Source organism: Pseudoalteromonas sp. TAE56 (genome assembly GCF_000497955.1).
Lineage (GTDB): Bacteria > Pseudomonadota > Gammaproteobacteria > Enterobacterales > Alteromonadaceae > Pseudoalteromonas.
Genome location: NZ_AUTN01000077.1, coordinates 1 through 26,779, shown reverse-complemented (window position 1 = coordinate 26,779; position 26,779 = coordinate 1). Strand labels below are relative to the sequence as shown.

Here is a 26,779-nt window from a genome sequence, read left to right as displayed (position 1 = left end):
TGTGTCCCCATCGTCTAGAGGCCTAGGACACCGCCCTTTCACGGCGGTAACAGGGGTTCGAATCCCCTTGGGGACGCCACTTACTATTTTTATAGTGAGTGTAGTGTTATTAAGAAAGCTCGTCTGAAACGAGTCTAAAAATTCAGTTGTCCTAGTGACACATTTATGTGTCCCCATCGTCTAGAGGCCTAGGACACCGCCCTTTCACGGCGGTAACAGGGGTTCGAATCCCCTTGGGGACGCCACTTACTATTTTAAGTACTGTATAAAGCAGTGTGACACCGCACTCTCTATACACGACGTTATCAAGAGTACTAATCTTTTGGGGATGCCATTTACTTATTTTAAGTAATGTATAAAGCAGTGTGACATCGCACTCTCTATGCACGACGTTATCAAGAGTACTAATCTCTTAGGTATGTCATTTACTTATTTTTTAATAGGGAAGTGCAGTGTTATTAGAATAAAACTCAAAAATAAATATCCTCATTTTACGCCCAACTTTTTATTTTTATATCAATCTATTTACACTTCGTTACAAAACCAAACCGATAATCGCTCCATATTCCTTGTTGTACTTTTAATTAGTCTTTAAACTCATTGAGTTAATTTAAATATGGACTAAAAAATGAAACTCACAAAAATTGCACTCGCTGTTTTACTTGCATCAGGGTTAGCTGCATGTAATAGCTCAACTCAAGCTGTTGATAAAAATATTGTTACAGAAACATCAATTCCTGGCGTTACACTTATTGAATCAGTGAAATCTAATGCAGGTGAAATCAACATACCGTATAAAAAATATAAACTAGATAACGGTTTAACGGTAATTGTGCATGAGGATCATTCAGACCCCTTAGTACACGTTGATGTAACATACCATGTTGGTTCTGCTCGCGAAGAGTTGGGTAAGTCAGGCTTCGCTCACTTTTTTGAGCATATGATGTTTCAAGGTTCAGAAAATGTTGCTGATGAGGAACATTTTAAAATAATATCTGAAGCAGGCGGTACTTTAAATGGTACTACTAACTCAGATAGAACAAATTATTTTGAAACAGTACCTGTAAATCAATTAGAAAAGATGTTGTGGCTAGAAGCTGATCGAATGGGCTTTTTACTCGATGCTGTAACCCAAGAAAAATTTGAAGTACAACGCGAAACAGTAAAAAATGAGCGCGGCCAACGCGTTGATAATCGCCCCTATGGTCGCTTAGGTGAGCGTGTTGCTCAAGCAATGTACCCTGATGGTCATCCATATTCATGGCCTGTAATTGGTTTTATGGACGATCTTAATCGCGTAAATGTAAATGATTTAAAAGCATTCTTTTTAAAGTGGTATGGTCCTAATAATGCAACGCTTACTATTGGTGGCGACATCAACGCTAATGAAATACTGCCTTTAGTTACTAAATACTTTGCGCCAATCCCAAAAGGCCCTGAAATTCCTACAGTAGAAAAAACAGCTGTAACACTAGATGCTGATAGATATATTTCAATGGAAGATAAAGTTCATTTACCTTTATTAAGTATGAGCTTCCCAACGACTTACGCTCGCTCTGAAGATGAAGCACCACTGGATATACTTGCTGAAATATTAGGTGGTGGTAATAATTCACTACTATACAAAAACTTAGTTAAAACTCAACTTGCTGTCCAAGCAAGTGCAAATCACCCATGCCAAGAGTTAGCGTGTTCAATTAGTCTTTATGCTTTACCAAATCCTACAGCAGGGAAAACGTTAGCTGATATGGAAAAAATCATTCGTGATTCATTTGTTGAATTTGAAGAGCGAGGCGTTACACAAGATGATTTAGATAAAGTAAAAGCTAAAATAGAATCGGGTGCAATTTTTGGTCTGCAAAGCGTATCAGGTAAAGTCTCTCAACTAGCCGCGTCAGAAACATTTACTGGTAATCCAAACTCAGCTAAAGATGAGATTGCACGTTATAACAAAGTTACAAAAGCTGATGTAATGCGTGTTTTTAATCAATATATCAAAGATAAATCTGCCGTTATTATGAGTGTTGTGCCAGAAGGGCAGACACAGCTTATAGCTGCACCAGACAACTTTACTCCTAAAACGCATGATTTTGGAGGTCCATCTACAACTTCAGCTGATGATTTAGTGGCACGAAGAGCTGTTGATACATTTGATCGAAGTGTTCATCCAGAGGCCGGCGCAAATCCTGCTGTTGATGTTCCTACTCTTTGGCAAACTAAGACCGAAAACGGTATTAAAATATTAGGTACTCAAAGTACAGAAACACCAACTACCGCTATTTTCATTAAAGTTCCCGGTGGCCTGTACAGTGAGCAAGCTAGTAAAGTTGGTTTATCATCAATAACTGCATCGTTAATGAGCGAGTCAACGCAAAACTACACTACAGAGCAGATGAGTAACGCGCTTGAAAAGCTAGGTAGCCAGGTAAATATCTACTCAGATAAAACACATACAAATGTGTATGTTTCTAGCTTAACCAAAAATGTCGATGCAACGCTAAAGCTTGTCGAAGAAAAGTTATTTAAACCAGCATTTAATGCAGATGACTTTGAGCGTAATAAAAAGCAAATCATTCAAAATATTCAACATTCAATGAAGGATGCTGGGTATTTAGCATCTAATACATATAGTAAATTACTATATGGAAACAATATAGCCGCACTTCCAAGCACTGGAACGCTTAATAGTATAGAGGCTATTACACTTGCTGACGTTAAAGCTTTTTATAGCGCAAACTTTAAACCGCAGGGCGCTCAAGTCATTATTGTTTCTGATTTAAAAGAGTCAACAATTGAACCAAAAGTTAAAGCTACACTTACAAACTGGAAAGGTAAACCGAGCTCAGTAGCGGTTGATTTCAGTGAACCTAAAGTAGAAACTAATGTGATTTATTTGGTTGATAAACCTGATGCTCCGCAATCAGAAATTCGTATTGGTAAACGCGATATGGTTGAAGATATTACAGGTGAGTTTTTTAAAGCTAACTTGATGAACTTTGCACTGGGCGGCACGTTTAACAGCCGTATCAATTTAAATTTACGCGAAGATAAAGGCTACACTTACGGTGCTCGCTCTCGTTTTTGGGGTGATAAAACATCGGGTGGCTTTACTGCTTCTGCAGCGGTGAGAGCCGACTCTACTGCAGCGTCTATTACAGAGTTTACTAATGAGCTTAATAACTATGCTCAAAACGGTGTCACTGACGAAGAGCTTATGTTTATGCGTAAAGCTATCAATCAAAAAGATGCGCTTAAATACGAAACGCCTAATGCAAAACTTGGCTTTTTAGCACAAATATTAGAATTTGATTTAAAACCTAGCTTTGTAAAAGAAAGAAATGAGATTGTTAGCAATATTAGCAAAGAAGAAGTTAACGCCTTAGCTAAAAAACACTTAAATACTAAAGACATGATTTATTTAGTAGTGGGTGATGCTAAAACACTCCGCCCAGAGCTCGAAAAATTAGGTATGAAAGTTGTTGATTACAGCCTTTAATATTTAAATAAATAATTGGAATTATAAAGCAGCTTTTTTAGCTGCTTTTTTTTGCCTAATTGTAGAGTGTTGATCTTTTTTGAAAAAGGGTTCACAAAGAACAACTACAGCATCTTTTCTCCAAGTATAAAATATAGTTTCGTAGCTTAAGCCTTCAAAGAACATCACATTCCTAGCTTTTTTATTCAGTACTTATAAAGATTCGATTTGGTAGCATAAATTTAAACATCCAACTTTATTAGGAGGATTTATGGCAAGTGGATGGGCACGAGACGGTGCAATTCAAGATCAAATTGATGCGAGTGTTAATGACGCCGTACAGTATGCAAGAAGCAATTTAATATCTGGCGCAAGTGCAGAACTATGTGATGAGTGCGACGAGAAAATCCTACAAGCACGAAGGCTTGCGTTACCTGGAGTGCGTTATTGTGTTGCATGCCAAGCTGCAATAGAAGGTAATGGTGCTAGCGCAAAATCATTCAATAGACGTGGTAGTAAAGATAGTCAGTTGCGTTAAAAAGGTGCTAAAAAGCACCTTTTATTTAATACCAATCTACACGAGTATCTGAACAATTCATAAAATTTGTTACACCCTCAATTAGGCCCCACATGACTAAGCAAATTGTTATCACTTGAATTTGTTAGTGAGTAATTTAAAAGTTACTCATGTCTTCTTTTTTCTGAATTAGCTCTATTGAGTAGCCATCAGGGTCTTTTACAAAAGCAATTTCAGTGGTACCGCCTTTTACAGGACCTGGTTCACGGCTAACATTGCCACCGGCTGCCTTAATATCAGCACAGGCTTTGTAAATATCTTCAAATTCAATAGCTATATGTCCATAAGCATTACCCAGGTCGTAGCTATCTTCATCCCAGTTATATGTCAATTCGAGGACCGTCGTGTCCTTTTCATTTCCATACCCAATAAAAGCTAATGTATACCGATACTCGTCATTGTCGGCTCTGCGTAATTCTTTCATACCCAAGACTTCAGTATAAAAAGCAATTGATTTGTCTAAATTAGCTACACGCAGCATAGTATGTAATAAACGCATTATTAAGTTCCTTTGGTGATTTTTTCAAAGTTCAGTATATTTTCAACTAAGCACTATTATTAAGCACATTTTGTGGTTTTATGTGTATTAGCCATATATGTAGGCGTTACTTATAGATCACAACCTCAATGCGATGGAGATTTGGAAGCTGTTCATGTATGGCCTTTATGATTTACCAATAACATCAATTGTAAATTGCCAATTAATGAACCGTTTTATTGAATTTTGCATATTTAAATAAAGAACACTTAATTATTGGTCAACCTATTAGTATAAAAAAAGTTACTGATTGTTCAACAAAAGTTAACCTGGGTTTGATTGGGTTAGTTCTCCCTAACTAATTGTTTTTATTTTGTATTAAATTTTTTTGTATGTAATTTGTAAAAATGCGGGGTTTACTTGGTTAACTTATTGGTTGACAAAAAAGGCGTATGGTAATACAGTTTTTGCATACCAATTGGTAAGTTGCTTGGTTTGAGTGAATACAATGTATTGGTAATTAATCAGAGTTACGTTTTGCACAGGTTAATTTATAAATAACTCAAGCTTAAAGTTACTCTACAAATTGAAACAAAAGACACAGCGTATTTATAGAGTAGATTTTACTTGTTCTTATAAAAGTATGCGCCACATATTTAGGAGTTATTCATGTCAAAACCAGTCATCGGTTTCATCGGCTTAGGCTTAATGGGCGGCAATATGGCCGAAAATTTACAAAACAAAGGCTATGAGCTAATTGTTATGGACCTTAGCAAAGATGCGGTTGCAGCATGTGTTGCTAGAGGCGCAAAAACAGCAAGCACTGCAAAAGAGCTAGCTGAAGGTTCAGATATTGTTATGTTTTGTCTTACAACGTCAGCAGTTGTAGAAAAAATTGTTTACGCAGAAGACGGTATCTTAGCAGGCATTAAAGAAGGTGCAGTATTAGTTGATTTTGGTACTTCTATCCCATCATCTACTAAAAAAATTGGTGCTGATTTAGCAGCAAAAGGCGCAGGCATGATTGATGCTCCTCTTGGTCGTACTCCAGCACATGCTAAAGACGGTCTTTTAAACATTATGGCTGCAGGCGATATTGATACATTCAATAAAGTTAAACCAGTACTAGAAGATCAAGGTGAAAATGTTTTCCATCTTGGCGAGCTAGGTGCTGGTCATACAACTAAGCTAATCAACAACTTCATGGGCATGACTACAGTATGTGCTATGTCACAAGCGTTTGCAGTTGCAGAGCTTGCTGGTGTTGACCGTCAACAACTTTTCGACATCATGTCGACTGGTCCATCTAATTCACCGTTTATGCAATTTTGTAAAAACTATGCGGTTGATAATGTTAGCGACCTTGGTTTCTCAATTGCTAATGCAAACAAAGATTTAGGCTACTTCCTACAAATGGTAGAAGACCTAGGTACACAATCAAAAATCGCTGAAGGTTCATCAGCTAACCTACAAGCAGCGTTTGACGCTGGTATGGGTCAAGGTAACGTTCCTGAAATTTTTGATTACTTCAAAAAGTTAGAAAAGTAAAAAACACGACAAATGGCGCTTAGCTTTATAGTTTAGCGCCAGCACACACACTTTCGATTGACGAGACTTAGCCTGCTTTGTGCAACACCACTTTTAAATATTCATAGAGCCTAATTCGAGTCACAATATAAAGAGTTAACTATGCGTTTAATTAATACTATAAAGCTAAGTTTAGTTCTGATTGGTTGTATATCTACGCAATTAGCAGCCAAAGATTATTTTGTAGATGATAAACAAGCCTTCCGTGATATTTCGTCTAACTTAGTTGCTGGCGACAAAGTAATCCTTAAAAACGGTACATGGTCTGACTTCGAAATCCTACTTGAAGGCCAAGGCACAAAAAACTCTCCTATTTTATTGACCGCTGAAACTAACGGTAAAGTAATTTTATCGGGTCAATCTAACCTAAGACTTGCAGGTAAATACCTTGAAGCTTCAGGTTTAGTATTCAAAGACGGCTATACACCGAGCTCAGCTGTAATAGAGTTTCGTAAAAATAAAAATGAATTAGCCTACAATTCACGAGTTACACAAACAGTAATCGATAATTACAGTAATCCAGACAAACGAGAGTCTGATTATTGGGTGGCACTATATGGACAACATAACCGCTTCGATCATAGCCATTTAGTCGGCAAACGAAATAAAGGCGTGACAGTTGCTGTGCGTTTAAATACTGAAGCAAGTCAGGAAAATTATCATCGTATAGATAACAACTACTTTGGTTACCGTCCTACTTTTGGTTCGAACGGTGGTGAAACCCTACGTATTGGCACCAGCCATTACTCATTAACTGATTCGCATACATTGGTAGAGAATAACTACTTTGAACGCACCAATGGTGAAGTAGAAATTGTTTCGGTTAAGTCAGGCAAAAACATCCTTCGTAATAATGTATTTTATGAAGCGCGCGGTACATTAACGCTGCGCCACGGTAACGGTAACCTTATAGAAGAAAATATTTTCATTGGTAATGGTGTTGATCACACAGGTGGTATACGCGTTATCAATAAAGACCAAATTGTAAGAAACAACTACCTACAAGGTCTAACAGGATATCGTTTTGGCAGTGGTTTTACTGTGATGAACGGCGTACCAAATTCATCTATTAATCGTTATCACCAGGTTGAAAATGCGACGATTGAAAACAACACATTTATAAATGTGCGTCATATTCAACTTGCAGCTGGTAGCGATGCTGAACGAAGTGCGGCGCCTAAAAACAGCACAATGAAAAACAATTTAATCATAAATCAAGATGGCGAACAGCCATTTACAACATTTGATGATGTAAGTGGGTTGGTACTAAGTAACAACATTGCTGATACAAAAGTGCTTTCTGAGTTAATGTACGGTGTAAAGAAAGAAAAAATCACACTTAAAAAAGCAAGTAATGGTCTACTTTACCCAACATCTAAAAGTTTAAATGTAGGTGCAAAGCGCGATTTAAAAGTGCTGAAAAAAGAAGATACCGGTGTTAGCTGGTATGCAAAAGTACCTGCCTTAGTTGATTTTGATTCTGGTAAAACACATTCTGTTAAAGCTGATGTAAGTGCATTACTAGACGCTATTGATAATGCAGAGTCGGGTGATGTATTAGAACTCGCACCTGGTCAGTATGATGTTTCTAAACTGGTTAAAATTGATAAAACGTTGACAATTAAAGCGAAGCAAAGCGGCAAGTCTAAACTTACTTTTCAACGCTCTACATTATTTGAAATACATGATGGCGGCAGCTTAAAACTAGATGGCTTATCAATTTCAGGTGAAAACGCGCCAGATGCAATAGGGAACAGCATTGTTCGTACGCAAAAATGGGGTATGGTTGATAATTATCGCTTTGTAATGACTAACTCTGAGTTGAATGCTTTAGATATTAATCATTCATTCCATTTCTTTATCACTGGTAAAGGTGCAATGGCTGATGAAATTATTCTTACAGGTAATACCTTTAATACAGTAACAGGTGACATTTTACGTCTAAATACTGAAATTGAAGACTTAGGTGTTTATAACGCGGAATACGTCATTGTAAATAATAATACATTTAACGATGTAGAAGGCGGCATAGTTAAGCTTTACCGTGGTGGTTCAGATGAAAGTACATTTGGTCCTCATTTTGAAATGACGAGTAACACGCTTAATAATATTGGCTTTGGTAAGCGTAATAAAGAGCAAGCGAGCATTTATGTTCACGGTGTTCAGGTTACTAATATCACAGATAATAAATTTGTTAAAACTGCTCCTATTGTTGTAGAGCACACAGTAGGCGAGCCTAAAACTGAAATCTCAAACAATACATTTGATGAAACTAAAGCACCAAGTGTGAAAGAGCTAAGAGTTAAAGGCCCGCATACGGCAGTATTAAAAAATAACAACATTTTAAATAAGGCAGGGTAAATACTATGCACTTATTAAAATGCCAAACAGGTTTTAAAATAGCTGCTGTAGCTGCACTTACATTACTTACATCATTGGGTGCGCATGCAGCGCACCCAAACTTAGTAATTACTACTGATGATGTTAAGCAAATGCGCCAAGCAATTAGTAGCAACGGTAGCACAAAGTTTGCTAACGCGTTTGAATCGCTAAAAGCACAAGTTGACGAGCAAATTGCACAGCCTATCACTGTGCCAGTTCCAAGAGACGGCGGTGGTGGTTATACACATGAGCGTCATAAGAAAAATTACCAACTTATGTACAATGCGGGCATTATTTATCAATTAAGCCAAGATGATAAATACGCAAATTATGTACGTGATATGTTGCTTGAGTATGCAAAATTATACCCAACGCTTGGTCTGCATCCAAAACGTAAAATGGATTCGCAAAATCCAGGTAAGTTTTTTTGGCAAAGCCTAAATGAAGCAATGTGGCTTGTGTACACAATACAAGCATATGATCTAATTCATGATTCTTTAAATGCCGATAACATTAAAAAAATTGAAAATGACTTACTACGTCCTGTTTCGTTGTTCACATCAGTAGGCCAGCCTTCTACATTTAATAAAGTACATAACCATGGAACATGGGCAACAGCGGGTGTTGGCATGGCAGGGTATGTATTAGGTGAACCTGAGTGGGTAGAAAAATCATTATACGATTTAGAAAAGTCGGGTAAAGGTGGCTTTATTAAGCAGCTAGAGATGCTGTTTTCACCACAAGGTTACTATAACGAAGGTCCTTACTATCAACGCTTTGCACTATTACCATTTGTAACGTTTGCTAAAGCGATTGAAAACAACGAACCACAACGAAAAATCTTTGAATATCGCGATGGCATATTATTAAAAGCGATTGATACGACGATTCAACTTAGCTACAACGGTTTGTTCTTCCCAATTAACGATGCAATAAAAAGTAAAGGTATCGATACCATTGAGTTAGTAAATGGTGTAACTGCGGCATACGGTTTAACCAACGATGCAGGTTATTTAGATATTGCTAAGCAACAAGACCAAATAATCCTCTCTGGTGATGGACTAAAAGTAGCTCAAGCACTTGATAACAACATGGCAAAACCTTATTCGTTTAAATCAGTTGCTTTCGGCGATGGTAATGACGGTAAACAAGGTGCTCTAGTTGTAATGAGAACACAGGTAGGTGGCGATCAAGCTCTACTATTTAAACCTGCTGCACAAGGTTTAGGTCATGGTCATTTTGATAAACTAACATGGCAGTTTTACGACCACGGTAATGAAATTGTATCTGATTATGGCGCAGCACGTTTTTTAAATGTAGAAGCTAAATACGGCGGTCGTTACTTACCAGAAAACGAAACTTACGCTAAACACACTGTTGCGCACAATACGGTAGTGGTTGACGAAACAACACATTTTAATGCAAATGTTGAAGTAGGTAATAATAACTACCCAACGCTTAACTTCTTTGAAACAAATGAATATGGCACGGTTTCAAGTGGCGAAATAAGCACAGCTTATAAAGGCGTTGATCTTGAACGTACGCTTGCACTTATTAACTTACCTGAACTGCAAAGCACAGTTGCACTTGATATATTTGATGTTGCAGCAAATAAAGCGCATCAGCTTGACTTGCCTTTGCATTATAAAGGTCAGCTTATAGATACCAGCTTTGAGCTAAAAGCGAATGCAACACAACTCGCTGCATTAGGTACTAAAAATGGCTACCAGCATCTATGGCTTAAAGCTCAAGCGCAACCTCAAAGTGGTTTAGCTAAAGTAACGTGGTTAAACGAGAATGGTCGCTTTTATACGCAAACGAGTTTAGTTAAAGGTGGTGAGTCTTTCTTGTTTACCCAAATAGGCGCAAACGACCCTGATTTTAATTTACGCAACGAAAACGGTTTTATTCGTCGCGTTGAGGGTCAAAAGCATCATAAATTTATATCAGTATTAGAGCCTCACGGTGAATATAATCCAAGTAAAGAATATACCTTAGAAGCTGTTAGTAGAGTTACAAAGCTTGAATATAGTCAGCAGGGCGATTTAACACTTGTTGAACTTGATATTAAAGGCAAGTCATATTTAGTGGCTATTAATAAAGCACCAACATCAGCTAAAAACACATTCAATTATCAAAATAAAGAGTTCACTTTAAATGGCCGATTAGCCGTTTATATGATGAACAATAATCAGGAGTAAATAGGATGCAAAAGCAAAGCGCAAACTTTTCATTTGGCAACGAGACTGAAATTGAAGATTTAGGAAATGGTCTAAAACGTCAAATGCTAGGTTATAACGAAGAGCTAATGGCTGTTAAAATTTGGTTTGAGAAAGGGGCTATTGGTTATAACCATGCTCACAGACATTCTCAAGTAACGTATGTTGTTGAAGGTGAATTTCACTTTAACATTGATGGCGTAACTAAAATCTTAAAACCGGGTGATAGCTGCTTAATCCCACCATTTGCTGATCATGGAGCTACCTGCCCAACAGGCGGAATCCTGATTGATACCTTTAGCCCAGCGCGTGAAGACTTTCTTGAGGATTAATTATGCAACTTAAAGGCTTACGTTGGTGGGTTATAGCGCTAATTGCGCTAGCTACCATTATTAACTATATCGACCGTCAAGCACTTAGCGTGCTTTGGCCTGATATTGTTGAAGATTTATTCCCTGATGAATCAGCATTAGAACGCAAACAAATATACGCTAATATTTCAATTGTGTTTGTATTTGCTTATGCATTTGGTCAGGCCATATTTGGTAAAATATTTGACTGGGTGGGAACACGCTTCGGTTTTGTTTTATCGATAGGTGTTTGGTCTATTGCAACCGTTGCGCATGCATTTGCACAAGGTGTACTTAGCCTTAGTATTTTTCGCGCAATCTTAGGTGTAGCCGAAGCTGGTAACTGGCCGGGCGCAGCTAAAGGTAATGCTGAATGGTTTCCAACTAAAGAGCGTGCTTTAGCACAGGGTATTTTTAACTCTGGCGCTGCTATTGGCGGTATTATTGCGATTCCTTTAATTGCATACTTAACTATCTACTTTAGCTGGCAAATGGTATTTGTTTTTGTTGGTGTATTAGGTTTTCTTTGGTTAGTGCCTTGGTTAATTTTAGTTAAAGCGCCGCCTAGCTCTCACCCTTGGCTTACTGCCGAAGAACGTGAATATATCTTAACAGGTCAAAGACGTGTTGATGATAATGGCGATGTGACTGGCGAAGATGAAGAAGAATATAACCCGTCTACTGCCGAGTTACTCTCTCGCAAACAAAGCTGGGGTGTAATTATTGCCTCTGCTGCGATTGACCCTATTTGGTGGTTATTTGTTTTTTGGATACCTATTTACCTAAACGAAGTATACGGCATGGATGTTAAGTCTATTGGTATATACGGTTGGGTTCCTTATGTTGGCGCTATGTTTGGTGCATGGTTTGGTGGCTTACTGGCACAAAATCGACTTAAAGCCGGATGGAACACTGATAAAACACGTAAGTTAACTATTACGCTAGGCTGTTTAATTATGCTACCTGCGTTACTTGCAATGGCAAATCCAGGCGGACCAACGACAGCGGTACTAATTATGGCTGTTATTTTATTTGGTTTTCAAACTGCAATTGGTAATGTGCAAACACTACCAAGTGATTTGTTAGGCAAAAAAGCTGTAGGTACATTATCAGGTTTCTCTGGTATGGCGGCAAAACTTGGTGCTGTAGGCCTTACATCGCTTGTGCCTATTCTTACTGCTGATGGTAACTATACACCAGCATTTGTTATTGGTGCTTCTTTAGCCATTATAGCAATGGCAGCTGTTTGGATTTTAATTCCAAAAATAGAACCTCTTAAAAAGCCTCAATAATCTAGATAATAACTGCTATGCCAACATGTTTTGTATAAGCGCATAGCAGTTAACTACATAGGGTAACTTCCAAGATGAAAAATATTTACTTTATCGGTGAATGCATGGTCGAGCTTAGGGCTATGAGCGCGGCAACACTACACCAATCATTTGCAGGCGATGTTTATAATTCTGCAGTGTATTTAAAGCGTTGCTTCCCACAGGTTACTACTTCGGTTGTTACGGCTTTAGGTCAAGATAATTTAAGTAAAAAAATGCTAGAACGCTTTGAAAGTGAAGAAATAAATACACAACTTGTATTTGCTCACGATACCAAAGTACCTGGCATGTATTACATAGAAACCGATGAGCATGGTGAGCGTAGCTTTATTTATTGGCGCAATGATTCTGCAGCTAAAAAGGTTGTTGATTTTTTAGATGCTGATGCACTCGAGCAGCTTAGCCAAGGTGATATGTTTTTCTTTTCAGGAATTTCATTAGCAATAATTGAAGAAAGTGCACGTGAGCAATTTTGGAAAGTTGTAAAGCAGCTCAAAGATGCTGGAGTTAAAATAGTTTTTGATCCTAACTACCGAGCGCGTTTGTGGAATAGTGTAGAGGAAACTAAAGAGCAATATCATTTAGCCTTTACGCTTGCAGATATTACCCTACCTGGCGTTGAAGATTTAACAACACTTTATGACGTACATAGCGTAGAAGCGGTTGTTGAATATTTAAAACCTTACCAAATAGAAGAAATTGTTGTTAAAAATGGCCCTGAATCGGTAGTGACAAAAGAGGGCGAGACCCTTCAAAGCCACACTATAATACCGGTAACAAATGTTGTAGATACTACATCAGCAGGCGATGCTTTTAACGGTGTTTATTTAGGTGCTCGTTTATCTGATAAATCAATTTCAAGTGCTGTACAACTTGCTGCAAAAGCAGCAGGTGCTGTTATACAACAGCCAGGCGCTATTGCTCCAAAAGATATATTTCAGCTAGCAATGGTTAAAGCTGGGATCTGATACCAATTTTATTAAAAACATGATCACCTTAGCGTATTAAATAACTCACTAACTACGTTAAAAATTATTTATATAGAACAACTATGTATCATAATTTTAGCCTTGTTATTGAGCTATTTTCTTGTCGCTATAATAGCTCATTAATTTAATGCAATTGGTATAACAAAATAATTAACCTGAACTCTGGTTAAGAGATTTACTAACATATTGAATCATGGTGATATTTGAAATTATTTTCTCTAGCTAGAGATTTTCAGTGAAAACAAGGCGAATTTACGCGTCAATAGCGGGCCTATTGCAAGTAAATTCAACGCAGTTAGCGCTGAAAATAGCTGCTTGAGATAGATTTATTATCTAGAGTTCAGGTTAATCAAACATTAAAGGCCGCCATACCTCGGCCGCATTACTTTTTTATAAAGGAACAACGTTATGACTCGCTTTTCTGAACTTATGTCAGGACAAACACTGCTACCTATAATTCAAGCTGATACGCCAGAGCAAGGTGTTCAAATAGCGAAAGCTATGGCTAACGCCGGCCTTACTTTAGTTGAAGTAGTGCTAAGAACAGAAGCTTCTTTAGAAGCATTAAAAGCTATTAAGGCACAAGTGCCTGAGCTAAAAGTAGGTGCGGGTACGGTAATAAATACTGAAATTTTAGAGCAAGCACTAGAAGCGGGTTCTGACTTTATTGTAACGCCAGCTGTGTCTCCTGAATTACTTGCCGCACTTGCTAAATGTAATGTACCGGTACTTCCTGGCGTATCAAACACAGGTGATATTTTAATGGCGCTTGAATATGGCTTTGAAGAGCAAAAATTATTCCCGGCATCGCTAGCCGGTGGAGCACCTTTTGTATCAGCTGTATCGTCAGTATTTAGAGCAGTCAGCTTTTGTCCTACAGGCGGTGTTAGCGAAAGTAACAAAATGGACTATCTTTCTTTAAATAATGTATTCGCCGTTGGCGGTACTTGGATAGCGAAGAAAGAATGGGTTGAGCAAGAAAACTGGCAAGCAATTACCGATTCTTGTATCCAGGCTTTAAAATAGAAAGGATTGCATAAATGAATTATTTAGCCCCAACAATACTGCCAGGCGTAATCGTTGGCGATGAAGTAAGTGCTGTGTATGAGCATGCGCGTACTAATCAATATGCTTTGCCAGCGGTAAATGTTGTTAGTACAACATCTATAAATGCGACGCTAGAAGCTGCTAAAAAGAAAAACTCGCCCGTTATTATTCAGCTTTCTAATGGTGGAGCTCAATTTTTTTGTGGTAAAAGCTTATCTTTACCAGAGCAACAATCAGCAGTGCTTGGGGCGGTAAGTGCTGCAAGATATGTACATTCAGTGGCAGCACATTATGAAGTGGCAGTAATGCTTCATACTGATCATGCAGCTAAAAAGCTACTACCTTGGATTGATGGTTTGCTTGATGAAGGTGAAAGACACTTTGAACTGACGGGCAAACCACTATTTAGCTCGCATATGATTGATCTTTCCGAAGAGTCTTTAGAAGAAAATATTGAAATTTGTGAACGTTACTTAACGCGTATGGCAAAAATAGGTATGACTCTAGAAATTGAACTTGGTTGCACGGGCGGCGAAGAAGACGGTGTTGATAACTCACACTTAGATAGCTCTTCTTTATATACTCAGCCTGAAGATGTTGCATTTGCTTACGAACGTTTGAGCCGTATTAGCCCTAACTTTATAATTGCAGCGTCTTTTGGCAATGTTCACGGTGTATATAAGCCGGGTAACGTTGTTCTTACACCAACTATTTTAAAAGATTCACAAGCTTACGTATCAGAGAAATTTAATCTACCAAGCAACTCAATTAATTTTGTGTTTCATGGTGGTAGTGGTTCTGAGTACAATAAAATTGCAGAGTCTTTAACCTATGGCGTAGTTAAGATGAATATTGATACCGATACGCAGTGGGCGTGTTGGACAGGTATTTTAGATTACTACAAAGATAACCAAGCATACCTACAAGAGCAAATTGGTAACCCTGATGGGGAAGATAAGCCAAACAAAAAATATTACGACCCTCGCGTATGGCTGCGTCATTCAGAGCAAAGTATGGTTGCAAGACTAGAGCAATGCTTTGATGATCTAAATTGTGTAAATAGGTATAGCGCATGAAAAGATTAAATACAGTATTGAAAGAAGACGGTGTAGATACCGATCTTATTTTACTTATTCGCACAATTTTAGCGACTAGTAAAGAAATTGCTTTTCGAGTAAGTCAGGGTGAATTAGCCGGTGTTTTAGGCTCAACCCTTAACGAAAATGTTCAGGGTGAAGTTCAAAAAAAGTTGGATGTAATCGCAAACCAACTACTTAAAGACATACTACTTGACGATAGCAGCGTACGCTCAGTTGCATCAGAAGAAGAAGATCATGCAGTAGGTGGTCATCCTGAAGGTAAGTTTATTGTTGCCTTTGACCCATTAGATGGCTCTTCTAATATTGATGTTAATGGTCAAATAGGCACTATATTTACTATTTACTTAGCCCGTGATGATGTTGCCTTCGACAGCGACGAGCAATTTAGTCAGCCTGGTGTAAATCAAGTATGTGCGGGTTATGTTTTATATGGCCCTTCATCATTACTTGTAATGAGTACTGGCGGTCCAACACGTTGCTATACATTAGACTCAACACATGGCGGTTACTTATTAACAAATAAGCAATTGAATGTGCCTGAGCAAAGTCGTGAATTTGCCGTTAATATGGCAAACTACCGTTATTGGGACGAACCGACACAAGTGTATTTTGATAAATTGCTATATACCTGTGAAAGCTTTGAAAAAAGCTCAATGCGCTGGAATGCAGCGATGGTAGGTGACGTTCATCGTATTTTATGCCGAGGTGGCTTATTTTTGTACCCACAAGATAAACGCAGTGGTAACGATAACGGAAAAATAAGACTGCTTTATGAAGCAAACCCACTAGCACTTTTAGTTGAAAACGCAGGTGGTAAAGCAACTTCTAGAGGAACGCGTATTTTAGATATTGCGCCAACGAGCTTGCATCAACGCGTGCCTGTTGCTTTGGGCTCAAATGAGCCTGTAGAGTTTTATAATAACGCTATTTTATAAAACAGTACTTAATAAAAAAGGGGCAAAAAAATAGCCCCTTTTTTACTCTTATTTTTCATTCTCTCTGTAAATAATCCTTTCTATACAAACTCACTTCATTTCTTAATTTTCTTATAGTCTTCAAATAAGAATACTTTATATATATTAGATAAATCTGATTTACTTAACCTCATGTAAAAACAATTTTTTTGCTCTAAAGTTATGTTTTTTCGCAGTAATTATACATGATTGAATTCAATTTTTTACTAGGGAAACAGTGTGTGGTTAACTTTATGTTTATTTATTGTTATTTATTTGAGTGGGTGTAGTGGAAAAAGTTATTTTATTATGGTTATATTACCAAGTTGGTTAGCAATTTATTTGCAACTCAAATAAATTTGGTAATACACACGTGAATTATTTGGTAACACACACAATAGATAACCAAATAGTAAAACCATAAATTTGGAGAATAGAGCCACCATGAAATTAAAACATTTTGCGCTATGCGCTATTGCAGCAGCAATAGTTGGTTGTGACACAAACTCAAACAATAATGACAACAACTTGGGCTCTATTGCTCTTAGTGGAACAGTTACAAGCGGACAAACATTAACGGCAGAAGTTAGTGACCCTGATGGCATCTCAGGTGACGTGACTTACTATTGGTATGCAGATGGTGAGGCAATTGCAGGTGCAAATAGCGCTTCATTTACACTGACTGACGATCAGATAGGCTTACCAATTACTGTTCAAGGGCTTTATACCGATGATGGCGGTATTAATGAATCACATATTACAGATCCAACCGCAGATGTTGCCGCAATCGCATTCCCTGCAAGTTTAACTATTACGGGCGACGCTCTAGTTGGTTCGCAACTAACAGCCAATGTAGCTGACGAAAATGGCTTTGATGGCGATACAGTAACTTATAAATGGTTTGCTGATGACGTAGAGATTGCAGATGAAGCACTTTCAACGCTTACGTTAACAGACGCACAGTTTGGTACAGTTATAACAGTTAGTGCATCTTTTGAAGATAGCCGTGGGTTTAACGAGTCTGTGACTTCAACGGGTACAGAGGTTGTAGCACGAACAAACTCAGAAGGCGAAGTTACAATTAGTGGCACGCCAACCGTTGGTAATATATTAACAGCAGAAGTTGCTGATACCGACGGGGCAACAGGAGATATTACTTACCAATGGCTTGCTGATGCACAAGAGATAGTTGGCGCAATACAAAGCACCTTTACAGTTGATGCATCACTTTTAGGTCAAAAGATAAGTGTTCAAGTTGCTTATACAGATGATAATGGATTTATCGAGGATAATACGTCTGAGGAAACAATTGCTGTTTCTGCTGTTGCGGTTGACGAAGCCGGTAGCGTCGCAATTATGGGCGTAGCGCCTTATTTGACAAGTGGCGAGTTAACAGCTGAGATAACAGATAACAATGGTGTTGAAGAGGCAAACGTTACTTATACTTGGTCTGCTGATGGCGTTGAAGTAGCCGACAGTAATAGTAAAACATTCACACCTGCTGCTTACGCTGGCTCAATAATGTCGGTAAAAGCTACGTATACAGATAACGATGGCTTTGCGAGTGAGGTTACAAACTCACTTGATACATTGGTTTACACACAATTAGTTAGTAACCCTGAAGCACTCCTTGGTGCTTTAAGCGGCGGTTTAGCTGATGGTGATGTTATTGGCTTAAACACCGGTGTTTATGCTGATATGGACGCAGTTTTATTAACCAGTGCAGTAACGCTTCGCGCTGTAGAAGGTCAAACTCCTGTACTTAGCGGTGAAGTATGTGTACATGTAGCTGCTGGAGTAGATGGCGCTGGATTAACAGGGCTTACCTTTAAGAATATAGATACTAAAGCGGGTGCATTTTGTGAAACCGAAGAAGGTGCTGTTATTTACTCAGAAGGGGATAACTTTACTTTTTCGCAAAACACGATGGATGGAGAAGAAGCTACACTCAATAACTCTGAATACCATTGGCTGATGATAAAAGGTCAAAGCGCGTTGGTTGAGCGAAATACATTCTCTAATCGAAATGTAGCAGAAAAAGGGTCTGTGATAAAAATATCATCATCAAGCTCTGATCACGTTATTCAATATAATTTATTTAGCGACAGTGATAATCCAAACTTTGGTCAATCAAGTTTATATTTAATCAATGCAGGTAGCACAACGGGAAGCGGTGCAGCTGATAATGCAAACTTTACTATTCAGTATAACCGCGTAGAAAACTTTGTAACGGGTCGTCGTTTAATGCGTGTACAAACTTCTGGTGCAACCATCAAAGGCAATACAATCGTAAATCCTAATGGTGGTATTTCACTAGAAGATGGTGGCTTCAACAGTGTTACAGATAACGTTATTATTCGAACTACCGATATTGCAAGCTCTGATGATCGCCCAGCGGGTATATTAATTACACCACTTGGTCACACCGTAAGTAACAACTACATTGCAGGTATTCGTTCGGGTAATAAAGAAGCGGGCGGTATTGTATTTACAGCTAACCCATTTTCTCAAGCTGACGGCGGTGTACCAAAGTCGGGTAACCAAGCTGTGCTTGATAGTGCTGGTGACTTTACACTAAATGTAACAAATAATACGGTTTTGAACTCACAGCAGCCTATCGTATTTAGTACTGAAATAGGTTCGCGTGCCCCCGTTAGTGACTGTGATGATCTAACAGCCGCTGATGCACCAGTGCTTTATGGTTTAACTAAAAACGCATTTAAAATAACCTTTAATGGTAATTTAATCGCTAATGGTTTAGGTGATCAAACAGACGAAGGCACAATAAATAGCAGTGCTACAACTCAAGGCTTATTTTACCCAAATACACTTGAAAGTGACCATGCTTTTGAATATGACTGTGACTTAATTAATCATGATAGTTCGCTGCTAAGTAACAACTTTGGTTATATGGATAGTCGAGTATCAGGCGATGCAAGCGGTGACTGGGTTGAAATTAGAAAACTAAACGGTAATGGGGCATTCGATACTGATGGTGCAATTGACCAAGACCCAGCAACGAATGGTAAAGAAGTGCTTGAGTACGTTACAGCAACAAGTACGTTATTAGAAACTGACCCTGCAGGCCTTCAGGCAGAGGCGGGTGCTAAAGGGCTTCATTATATTCAATCATCTGAAGTAGGTGTTGGATCTACATGGGAAATACAAAACGATTAAATAACCAATTAATCAGTTAACTTTTAAAAGCCCCAAATTTGGGGCTTTTTTATTGTTTATACTTTTCACCACACTTTAATTTAGCCTACATAACTCATTTATGGACTAGCTTAGAGGTGTTTATATTCTAGTAAAAAAACCTGCCTGACCTGCTGGTAATGCCGCTATGTAAAAATTGGTATACCTTATGGTAATATTAAAACGCTAAATTGGTTGATCATATGGCTGCGTTTGAGTATATTAAAGTCAAAGGACACATAAAATATACATAAGCATAACAAGCTAACACACTAAAATCACACAACAACAACCAGCGGAGAATTCAAATGTCGTTGAAGTCACGAGATAGCAATAATTCTACAACAGGGCAGTTTGCAATGCGCCCAGTTGCAAAATGGGTAAGAACAGCGGTCATCGCAGGTATGGCAAGTTCTTGCGTATTTACAGCAAGCGCACAAGAAGATCAGGGAAAAGCGACAGAAGTTGAAGAAGACGTTGAAATAATTAGTGTTACAGGTACTCGTAGAACAATACAGGACCAAATAGCAATTAAACGTGAAGCAACAACGGTAGTTGATGGTTTGTCATCAGAAGACATTGGTGATTTACCAGCACTGTCTATTGGTGAAGCACTTGAGTCAATTACAGGCGCTGCATCTCACCGTGAAAATGGTGGTGCAACTGAAATAACTATCCGTGGACTTGGTCCATTTTTAAGCGCAACACACATTAACGGTCGTGAAGCGACTAATGGTAGTGGTGACCGCTCAGTTAACTTTTCGCAGTTTCCTTCTGAACTTGTAAAAAAAGTAGCGATATATAAAACGCAAGATGCCTCAATGATTGAAGGTGGTGTTGCAGGTGTTATTGCACTTGAAACTATAACTCCACTTGATTTTGGCAAACAACGTGTATCTGCAGAGGTTAAATTAAACTACAACCCTGATGAAGGTAATGTAGATAATTCACTTCAAAGTGACGCTGGTTACCGTGGCACGTTTAGTTATGTTGACCAGTTTGAATTTGATAACGGCCAAGCCGTTGGTGTGTCTTTTGGTGTACAGCGCCAAGATATTAGCCAACCAGAAGCTGAATACAGAAGCTCTAGCCCATCAGGTTCTTCATTATGGGCCTGTTTAAACGATCCAAATAATACTAATGAAGGTTTTTACCGTAGCAGCGCAGGCGACTGTGAAGACCAAGTTAGTGGCAGTAGCAACCAAGGTTACGATACAGAAATTGATCCTGAAACGGGCAAAGCAGTAAGTGATGGTACTCCGTATGCTTGGACTGGTAGTAGCCGAAGCTACCGTCAAAACGAGACATCAGATGAGCGTGATGCAATGTTTTTTGCACTGCAATACCAACCTTCAGCTGATTGGGATGTTAACTTTGATGCGCAAATTTCAGATAGAACACAACAAGAAGCACGCCACGATTTAATCTTTTTACAAAAACGTGCCACACCAGGTGTAACAGGTCCAACACTTGTTACTAACGATGTAGGCGGTATTTTGCACTGGGAAGGTGAAGAGCGCATTGAATCAGCGGGTGAGCAATTTTCTCGTGAAGAAAACTACCAAGGTTACGGCATAAATATAGAACATACTGTTACTGATAGATTAACTGTTGACCTAGATTTAGCATATTCAAAAACTGAACGTGAAGAACTTCAAATATCTAACCGTGGTAGAACATCAGGTCGTAATTTCTTTTCTTGGGATATGGGTGATGAGATCCCTCATTTCACACTGACAGATTTTGATGTAACAGATATTTCAAACTTTACAGATAGCCTAAGAACGCGACTTGACCGTGAAAATGTTCGTGAAAACGAAGTTATCTCAGCGCGATTAGATTTTGACTATGCGCTAGATGGTAACGTTTTCACCAGTGTACAAGGTGGTATTAGAACATCTGAAATGACGTTCCTACAGTATGGTGGTAGCCAAGGTAACGGTTCAAGAAACGAATTTACACTAGACTCTGGTACAGAAGCGCTTGACGTATTACAAGGTTGTCAAATCGACTTTCCAGAATCAGGCTTTTTATCGAGTGTATCTGATGGCGATATTGTAACAAATGTTGATAGTGACGGTAACGTTGTAGATAGCGGTACAGGTTCATCATGGGCTACATACGACAACGTATGTTTCTCACAAGCTGTAGCTGGTTCTAACGCTGATGGTGTGTTTGCTTACCCAGAAGTTGAATATGAAAATGCAGGTACAATTGATGTAACAGAAAAAACAACATCAGTGTACTTAATGGCTAATTACGATACAGAAATGTTTGGTAAATTCATTCGCGGTAACTTTGGTCTTCGTATTGTAGACACAGAAGTAACTTCGATTGGTTTTAGAAATAGCTTTGATGTTGTAACAAGTGATACCGGTGTACTTTCTCTGGTTGAATCTGATAATGGTTCATTGGATAAAATAAAAAGTGGTGGTGACTACACTAAGTATTTACCAAGTTTTAACCTAGTTATTGATTACAGTGAAGATATTTTATTCCGAGCTGGTATATACCGTGGTATGTCACGCGCAGATCCATCTGATTTAGGTTACAGCCGTACATTCCAAGAAGATACAGAAGGTACAGCAACTTCAATTAGCGATTTATTAGTGGGTGTAAATGGTTCTGGTAACCCAGATACTCAACCGCTTATGTCGTGGAACTACGATGCTGCATTTGAATGGTACCCTAACGAAGATTCAATCTTAGCGTTAAGCTTATACTACAAACAGTTCAACGGTGGCTTTCAACAACAAACAGTAATTGAAGATTTTACTGTTGCCGGTGAAACTGTTTCATTACCAATTACTAACTCTGTTACATCAGACGAGGACAGTGAAATATTAGGTCTTGAAGCTTCATTTTCTTACCGCTGGGATAATGGCATCGGTATGAAATTTGGTTACAACTATGCAGACACTGATTTTGAGTTCCAAGATAGCTTGTACGGCGATACGTTTGAGACTGATGTAGATGGTAATACTACACAATTAACTGATGGTATTATTGAGTCGGCTTCAGTACCTGGTTTCTCAAAGCATGTATTTAGCAGCCAGCTTTACTACCAAATAGGTGGATTTGATACTGCCGTTATTTACAAATATCGTAGTGAGTATTTCCAACCATATACTACAAATGGTACTCGACTTCGTTATGTTGATGGCGTAGGTGTGTGGGAAATGCGCGCATCATACAAAATTGATGAGCACTTTAGAGTTAAAGCTGAAGCAATTAACTTGTTCAGTGCTCCTAAATCACAAGATTTCTTTGTTGAAGGTAACCTAGGTGAAGTGAATGACTACGGCCCACGTTTATTCTTAGGCTTAAGCTACAAGCTATAATAGTTAAACACTTAATCATATTAAAAAGGCGGTTTTACCGCCTTTTTTGATCCTCAAATTCTTCAATTTTATATTTTCGATAGCGTTAGCTAACAGTACTCAAAAAAACTCACTCCAGAATTACGCTACTTGACTAAAACAATTAAATTGGTTAACCAATATTGTTGTTTATTCAGTAAGCCTAATATCATCGATTTTTCCTGCCTAAATTATTTCATTTTTAAAACGATAACTCTTCTAACCCTTGTTATTAATAGGCCTATTTCTAATGAAACTTAAAAACCATAAATAACATTAACTTAAAATGTAAGTTTTGCTATTAGCTTGAAGGTTAGATAGGTTTTCCTATTTTGGTAATAACATATTGCATAATATTTGATCTAAATTAATTACCAAAAGGTTGACCTTTTTATAGTTGAGTGTAAATATAAAGTTAAGGTTTTGTAATAATTAAGGGCTTTTAATAAAAACAATAAAGTAGCTGGTTAAACATAGCATTTCACACACACAGGAAAAAAACTATGAGTCACAAGTTATCTAAAATTACACTGGCAGTTATATCGGCAACTGCACTTGGTATGTCTTTGTCTACACAGGCGCAAGAAGCTCCAAAAAAAGCTGCAGATGATCTTGAGGTTATCGAGGTTTCAGGTATTCGACAATCGCTTACAAATGCGCTTGCACAAAAGCGTTCAGCAGACAGCCTTGTTGAAATTATTGAGGCTGTAGATATTGGTAAGCTACCAGATCAAAACCTCGCAGAAGTACTTGAAAACGTAACAGGGATTCAAATTACCCGTGAAGCAGGGGTAGGTACGGGCGTTCAAATTCGTGGTACCAATGCTAATCGTACAGAAGTGAACGGCGTATCAACAGTTGGCTCAGGTTCTGGACGAAGTGGTATTAGTTTTGAAGATGTATCAGCAGCAATTATCTCTGGTGTAGAAGTAATTAAGTCCCCTGAAGCAAAAACAATCGAAGGCTCTGTGGGCGCAACAATAAACTTGAAAACAATTCGCCCGTTACAGTTAAATGAAACTCTAGGCTCAATTAGAGTTCAAGGTGAAGATAGTAGCTTATCAACAGACGGTGTCACTCCTCGAGTTTCTGGTGCCTGGGGGGATAACTGGGAGCTTGATTCGGGCGGTAAGTTTGGTGTTGTATTTAGTGGTAGTTACAGTGAGCAAGACGTAACCGCATTTCGCCCTCGCGCTGATAGAGATAATTCGGTAGCCGCTGATAGTGGTGCTGCAAGTGCACAATCATTTGATTTCCTACCAGTACAATTTTTAATTCAAGATTACGATAATTACGAATACGAGACAAAAAACTTCGCAGGTACATTTGAATATGCACCAAACGATAATATGAAATTCTTTTTTGATGCGGTTGTTAACGATCAAGAGCGCCGCCAAGAAAGCTCAAGAGTACAAGCATCTGGCCTAAGTGATCTTAGAAATGTATCAATACCGAGTGAGTTTGAAACAGTTAATTTTGGTTCGCTTGACGGACAGAACCTAGGCAGCATTCAAGCGGCTGTAAGAGGCGTTATTCCGGTTGAAGACGGTGGTGGCGATCCTAACTTGCGTTTTTCTAGCGATACTAATTCACGCATCACAAAGAGCAAAATATTTAGAATAGGAGGGGAATGGCAAGGCGATAGATTATTTGCAAGTGTTGAAGCCTCAACCTCGCGTTCTGATTCAACTACACCAAGCTTTAATACAACGCTTAATTTTATAAATCCAAATGTTGCTACTAATTCGTCAAATGAAAACGGGACTCCTTTTGAGTATGATCTTACAGGTGATGCACTTACGTTTGGGATTGCGACGGGTGAGGCAAACGCGCCAACAATGGCTCAATTACTTGACCCTGCAAATGTTGTTCTACGTGACGTAAACCAAGGGCAAGATGAGTCAGAAAATACAGAAGATGCGTTTCGTACAGATTTTACATATTACTTAGATGATGTAATAACGTCAGTCGATTTCGGTTACCGCTACAGTAAAACGAGTAGTGTGTCGGATCAAGTTCGTTCTAACGTTGGTTTAAGAAATATGGCTGATAGCCCAACGGGTGATTTATTTGCACAATTATTAACAGCGGGCCCAGATAACTTTAACGATGGTGATGGGCGAGCACTCTATATTCGTGATTTCTTACTTATAAACCCAGAGCTTGCATCCTCTGATCCACAAGCAGTTTTAGCAGCGCTTAACCAAGCGATTGAAGCTAATAATGCAATAACAGGTTCTGATCGTGGTCCAATAAGTTCACCCACGTCTCAAGTAAATGCGTTTTTTGATATTGAAGAAGAAACACATGCCTTATATGCACAAGCAAATTTTGAGTATGGCATGTTTCGCGGTAACTTTGGCCTGCGTTATTTAGAGACTGAAGTTACATCGCTAGGTAACTCTGTTACTCAAGATGGAAGTGGCAACGAACTGGTTACTCAGCTAACGTCAAAAGGTGATTACGATTTCTTTTTACCACGATTTAATTTAGCCGCGAATGTAAGTGAAGATGTGATTGTTCGTTTAGGTTGGTCTAAAGATATTAGACGCCCAGATTTTGATGACCTATCTACATCTGTTACGTTTGGCACCAGCCCTAATAGTGCCGTTTCAATTGGTAACTCAGGCTTAGCGCCAGAAGAAGTAACCTCTTTCGATATATCCACAGATTGGTATTTTGCATCCGCTGCTTTGTTAAGTGTGGGGTACTTTCATAAAACACGTAGCGATTTGCACGTTACACAGCAAGTTGACCCATTTGAAGACCCAAGCACAGGCTTTCGCGATACAACTGGTCCAGAATGTGAAGGCGGCGGCATATTTAACCCAATTGCTGACATAAACGTATTTGGCCCAGATGCTGGCGTAGGGTTATGTGTTCCTACGCAAACTACTATTAATGATTCTGGGGAAACAACACAGCAAGGTATCGAGCTTGCAGCTCAATACGACTTATCAAATTTTGAAAAAGAACTAGGATGGGCATCAGGTTTTGGTGTGGTTGCTAACTATACCTATCAAGAATTTTCTGGTGGTGAATCATTTGACACTGCAACGAGTCGTGCAAATGCAGTTTTTGCATTAACAACCGGTAACCCGGATGCAGACATAAGTGCTAAGCAATCACTCATTGATCTGTCAGAAAACGCATATAACATTACATTTTATTATGAGAAATACGGTCTATCTGCTCGAGCGCGTTATACGTGGCGCGAAGGGTACCGTTCAACTGATTTTGGTAGCACCTCGAGCTTCCCATGGGGTTTCCCTGTTGTACAAGAAGATAGAGGGCAGCTTAATGCCAGCATAAGTTATGATGTGAACGATCAGCTAAATATCGGTATTGAAGCCGTTAACTTAACCGAATCAGAAGTTAGCCAGTCTTGTGTTAACGAAGGTGCTTTACTTTGTTTCCAAGGTATTACAGACCGCCGTATTACATTTGGCGCTAGCTATAGATTTTAAAAGTTATAGTTAAATCGAGTCTATAAGTGTGTGTATTTAAAGACGTTAAAAGCAAGCCATCTGGCTTGCTTTTTTTTACTTAAAATTAGTTAACATTTATAAAAATGATTTATTCCACTTTGTATTTTACTTCTCAATACTGTTACTGCGGCAATGTCTTGCGACACTGCCACCAGTAATTATACCAACCTGCATAAATCTTTGATCAATTTAACGAATTAAATTGCACTATAACGTCGTTAAAAATTTTTTATTTAGAACAACTAGATA

The 26,779-nt window shown here is 38.5% G+C and carries 16 protein-coding genes and 2 tRNA genes; 16 read left to right on the top strand and 2 right to left on the bottom strand.

Annotated features, from left to right (window positions below; translation table 11 throughout):
* The first annotated feature begins 3 nt into the window (after positions 1–3).
* The 3 genes from L656_RS0107485 (at position 4) to L656_RS0107475 (ending at position 3,496) form a co-directional block, all read left to right on the top strand.
* Positions 4–79, top strand: a tRNA-Glu gene (locus L656_RS0107485).
* Between the two features lie 90 nt (positions 80–169).
* Positions 170–245: transfer RNA gene (locus tag L656_RS0107480), tRNA-Glu, on the top strand.
* A gap of 383 nt (positions 246–628) precedes the next feature.
* The gene (locus L656_RS0107475) at positions 629–3,496 is read left to right on the top strand and encodes a M16 family metallopeptidase (RefSeq protein ID WP_024598722.1); all 2,868 of its coding nucleotides are present in this window, start codon (positions 629–631) and stop codon (positions 3,494–3,496) included.
* 21 nt (positions 3,497–3,517) lie between these two features.
* Here the strand turns inward: L656_RS0107475 and L656_RS1000000123210 are convergent, their stop codons facing one another.
* The gene (locus L656_RS1000000123210) at positions 3,518–3,661 is read right to left on the bottom strand and encodes a hypothetical protein (protein ID WP_158000890.1); all 144 of its coding nucleotides are present in this window, start codon (positions 3,659–3,661) and stop codon (positions 3,518–3,520) included.
* A gap of 85 nt (positions 3,662–3,746) precedes the next feature.
* Between L656_RS1000000123210 and L656_RS0107465 the strand changes: the two genes are divergently transcribed.
* A complete protein-coding gene (locus L656_RS0107465) occupies positions 3,747–4,013 on the top strand; it encodes a DksA/TraR family C4-type zinc finger protein (protein ID WP_024598721.1) in 267 nt (88 codons plus the stop codon).
* Between the two features lie 136 nt (positions 4,014–4,149).
* Here L656_RS0107465 and gloA read toward each other — a convergent pair whose 3' ends face one another.
* On the bottom strand, positions 4,150–4,551 hold the full coding sequence (gene gloA / locus L656_RS0107460) for a lactoylglutathione lyase (protein ID WP_024598720.1): 402 nt from the start codon (positions 4,549–4,551) through the stop codon (positions 4,150–4,152).
* A 648-nt stretch (positions 4,552–5,199) separates the two neighbouring features.
* Here gloA and L656_RS0107455 point away from each other — a divergent pair.
* The 12 genes from L656_RS0107455 to L656_RS0107400 all read left to right on the top strand — a co-directional run bounded on the left by L656_RS0107455 (position 5,200) and on the right by L656_RS0107400 (position 26,509).
* On the top strand, positions 5,200–6,078 hold the full coding sequence (locus L656_RS0107455) for an NAD(P)-dependent oxidoreductase (RefSeq protein WP_024598719.1): 879 nt from the start codon (positions 5,200–5,202) through the stop codon (positions 6,076–6,078).
* Between the two features lie 141 nt (positions 6,079–6,219).
* The gene (locus L656_RS0107450; RefSeq protein WP_024598718.1) at positions 6,220–8,478 is read left to right on the top strand and encodes a chondroitinase-B domain-containing protein; all 2,259 of its coding nucleotides are present in this window, start codon (positions 6,220–6,222) and stop codon (positions 8,476–8,478) included.
* A 5-nt stretch (positions 8,479–8,483) separates the two neighbouring features.
* On the top strand, positions 8,484–10,700 hold the full coding sequence (locus L656_RS0107445; RefSeq protein WP_024598717.1) for a heparinase II/III domain-containing protein: 2,217 nt from the start codon (positions 8,484–8,486) through the stop codon (positions 10,698–10,700).
* Positions 10,701–10,705: 5 nt separating this feature from the next.
* Positions 10,706–11,050 carry a cupin domain-containing protein gene (locus L656_RS0107440; protein WP_002962963.1) on the top strand — a complete coding sequence of 115 codons (345 nt, stop codon included), beginning with the start codon at positions 10,706–10,708 and terminating at the stop codon, positions 11,048–11,050.
* Positions 11,051–11,052: 2 nt separating this feature from the next.
* Positions 11,053–12,360, top strand: coding sequence for an MFS transporter (locus L656_RS0107435; protein WP_007585328.1), 1,308 nt, complete (start codon positions 11,053–11,055; stop codon positions 12,358–12,360).
* A gap of 74 nt (positions 12,361–12,434) precedes the next feature.
* Positions 12,435–13,367, top strand: a complete 933-nt coding sequence (locus tag L656_RS0107430; protein WP_024598716.1) for a sugar kinase — start codon at positions 12,435–12,437, stop codon at positions 13,365–13,367.
* A gap of 429 nt (positions 13,368–13,796) precedes the next feature.
* Complete coding sequence (gene eda, locus L656_RS0107425; protein WP_024598715.1) at positions 13,797–14,414, top strand: bifunctional 4-hydroxy-2-oxoglutarate aldolase/2-dehydro-3-deoxy-phosphogluconate aldolase; 618 nt, start codon at positions 13,797–13,799, stop codon at positions 14,412–14,414.
* A gap of 14 nt (positions 14,415–14,428) precedes the next feature.
* On the top strand, positions 14,429–15,511 hold the full coding sequence (gene fbaA, locus L656_RS0107420) for a class II fructose-bisphosphate aldolase (protein WP_024598714.1): 1,083 nt from the start codon (positions 14,429–14,431) through the stop codon (positions 15,509–15,511).
* On the top strand, positions 15,508–16,470 hold the full coding sequence (locus tag L656_RS0107415; RefSeq protein ID WP_024598713.1) for a class 1 fructose-bisphosphatase: 963 nt from the start codon (positions 15,508–15,510) through the stop codon (positions 16,468–16,470). Before fbaA ends, L656_RS0107415 begins: the two co-directional genes overlap by 4 nt.
* Positions 16,471–16,932: 462 nt before the next feature.
* Positions 16,933–19,665 carry a poly(beta-D-mannuronate) lyase gene (locus L656_RS0107410; protein ID WP_024598712.1) on the top strand — a complete coding sequence of 911 codons (2,733 nt, stop codon included), beginning with the start codon at positions 16,933–16,935 and terminating at the stop codon, positions 19,663–19,665.
* 326 nt (positions 19,666–19,991) lie between these two features.
* Entirely contained in the window at positions 19,992–23,024 is a 3,033-nt protein-coding gene (locus L656_RS0107405; protein ID WP_024598711.1) for a TonB-dependent receptor, read from the top strand.
* Between the two features lie 521 nt (positions 23,025–23,545).
* Positions 23,546–26,509, top strand: coding sequence for a TonB-dependent receptor (locus L656_RS0107400; protein ID WP_024598710.1), 2,964 nt, complete (start codon positions 23,546–23,548; stop codon positions 26,507–26,509).
* The last annotated feature ends 270 nt before the right edge of the window (positions 26,510–26,779 follow it).

Coding starts and splice junctions, on each gene's coding strand:
- L656_RS0107415 (WP_024598713.1), top strand. CDS start 15,508: ATGAAAAGATTAAATACAGTATTGAAAGAAGACGGTGTAGATACCGAT.
- fbaA (WP_024598714.1), top strand. CDS start 14,429: ATGAATTATTTAGCCCCAACAATACTGCCAGGCGTAATCGTTGGCGAT.
- L656_RS0107405 (WP_024598711.1), top strand. CDS start 19,992: ATGTCGTTGAAGTCACGAGATAGCAATAATTCTACAACAGGGCAGTTT.
- L656_RS0107465 (WP_024598721.1), top strand. CDS start 3,747: ATGGCAAGTGGATGGGCACGAGACGGTGCAATTCAAGATCAAATTGAT.
- L656_RS0107475 (WP_024598722.1), top strand. CDS start 629: ATGAAACTCACAAAAATTGCACTCGCTGTTTTACTTGCATCAGGGTTA.
- L656_RS0107450 (WP_024598718.1), top strand. CDS start 6,220: ATGCGTTTAATTAATACTATAAAGCTAAGTTTAGTTCTGATTGGTTGT.
- eda (WP_024598715.1), top strand. CDS start 13,797: ATGACTCGCTTTTCTGAACTTATGTCAGGACAAACACTGCTACCTATA.
- L656_RS1000000123210 (WP_158000890.1), bottom strand. CDS start 3,661: ATGTTCTTTGAAGGCTTAAGCTACGAAACTATATTTTATACTTGGAGA.
- L656_RS0107455 (WP_024598719.1), top strand. CDS start 5,200: ATGTCAAAACCAGTCATCGGTTTCATCGGCTTAGGCTTAATGGGCGGC.
- L656_RS0107410 (WP_024598712.1), top strand. CDS start 16,933: ATGAAATTAAAACATTTTGCGCTATGCGCTATTGCAGCAGCAATAGTT.
- L656_RS0107440 (WP_002962963.1), top strand. CDS start 10,706: ATGCAAAAGCAAAGCGCAAACTTTTCATTTGGCAACGAGACTGAAATT.
- L656_RS0107435 (WP_007585328.1), top strand. CDS start 11,053: ATGCAACTTAAAGGCTTACGTTGGTGGGTTATAGCGCTAATTGCGCTA.
- gloA (WP_024598720.1), bottom strand. CDS start 4,551: ATGCGTTTATTACATACTATGCTGCGTGTAGCTAATTTAGACAAATCA.
- L656_RS0107400 (WP_024598710.1), top strand. CDS start 23,546: ATGAGTCACAAGTTATCTAAAATTACACTGGCAGTTATATCGGCAACT.
- L656_RS0107430 (WP_024598716.1), top strand. CDS start 12,435: ATGAAAAATATTTACTTTATCGGTGAATGCATGGTCGAGCTTAGGGCT.
- L656_RS0107445 (WP_024598717.1), top strand. CDS start 8,484: ATGCACTTATTAAAATGCCAAACAGGTTTTAAAATAGCTGCTGTAGCT.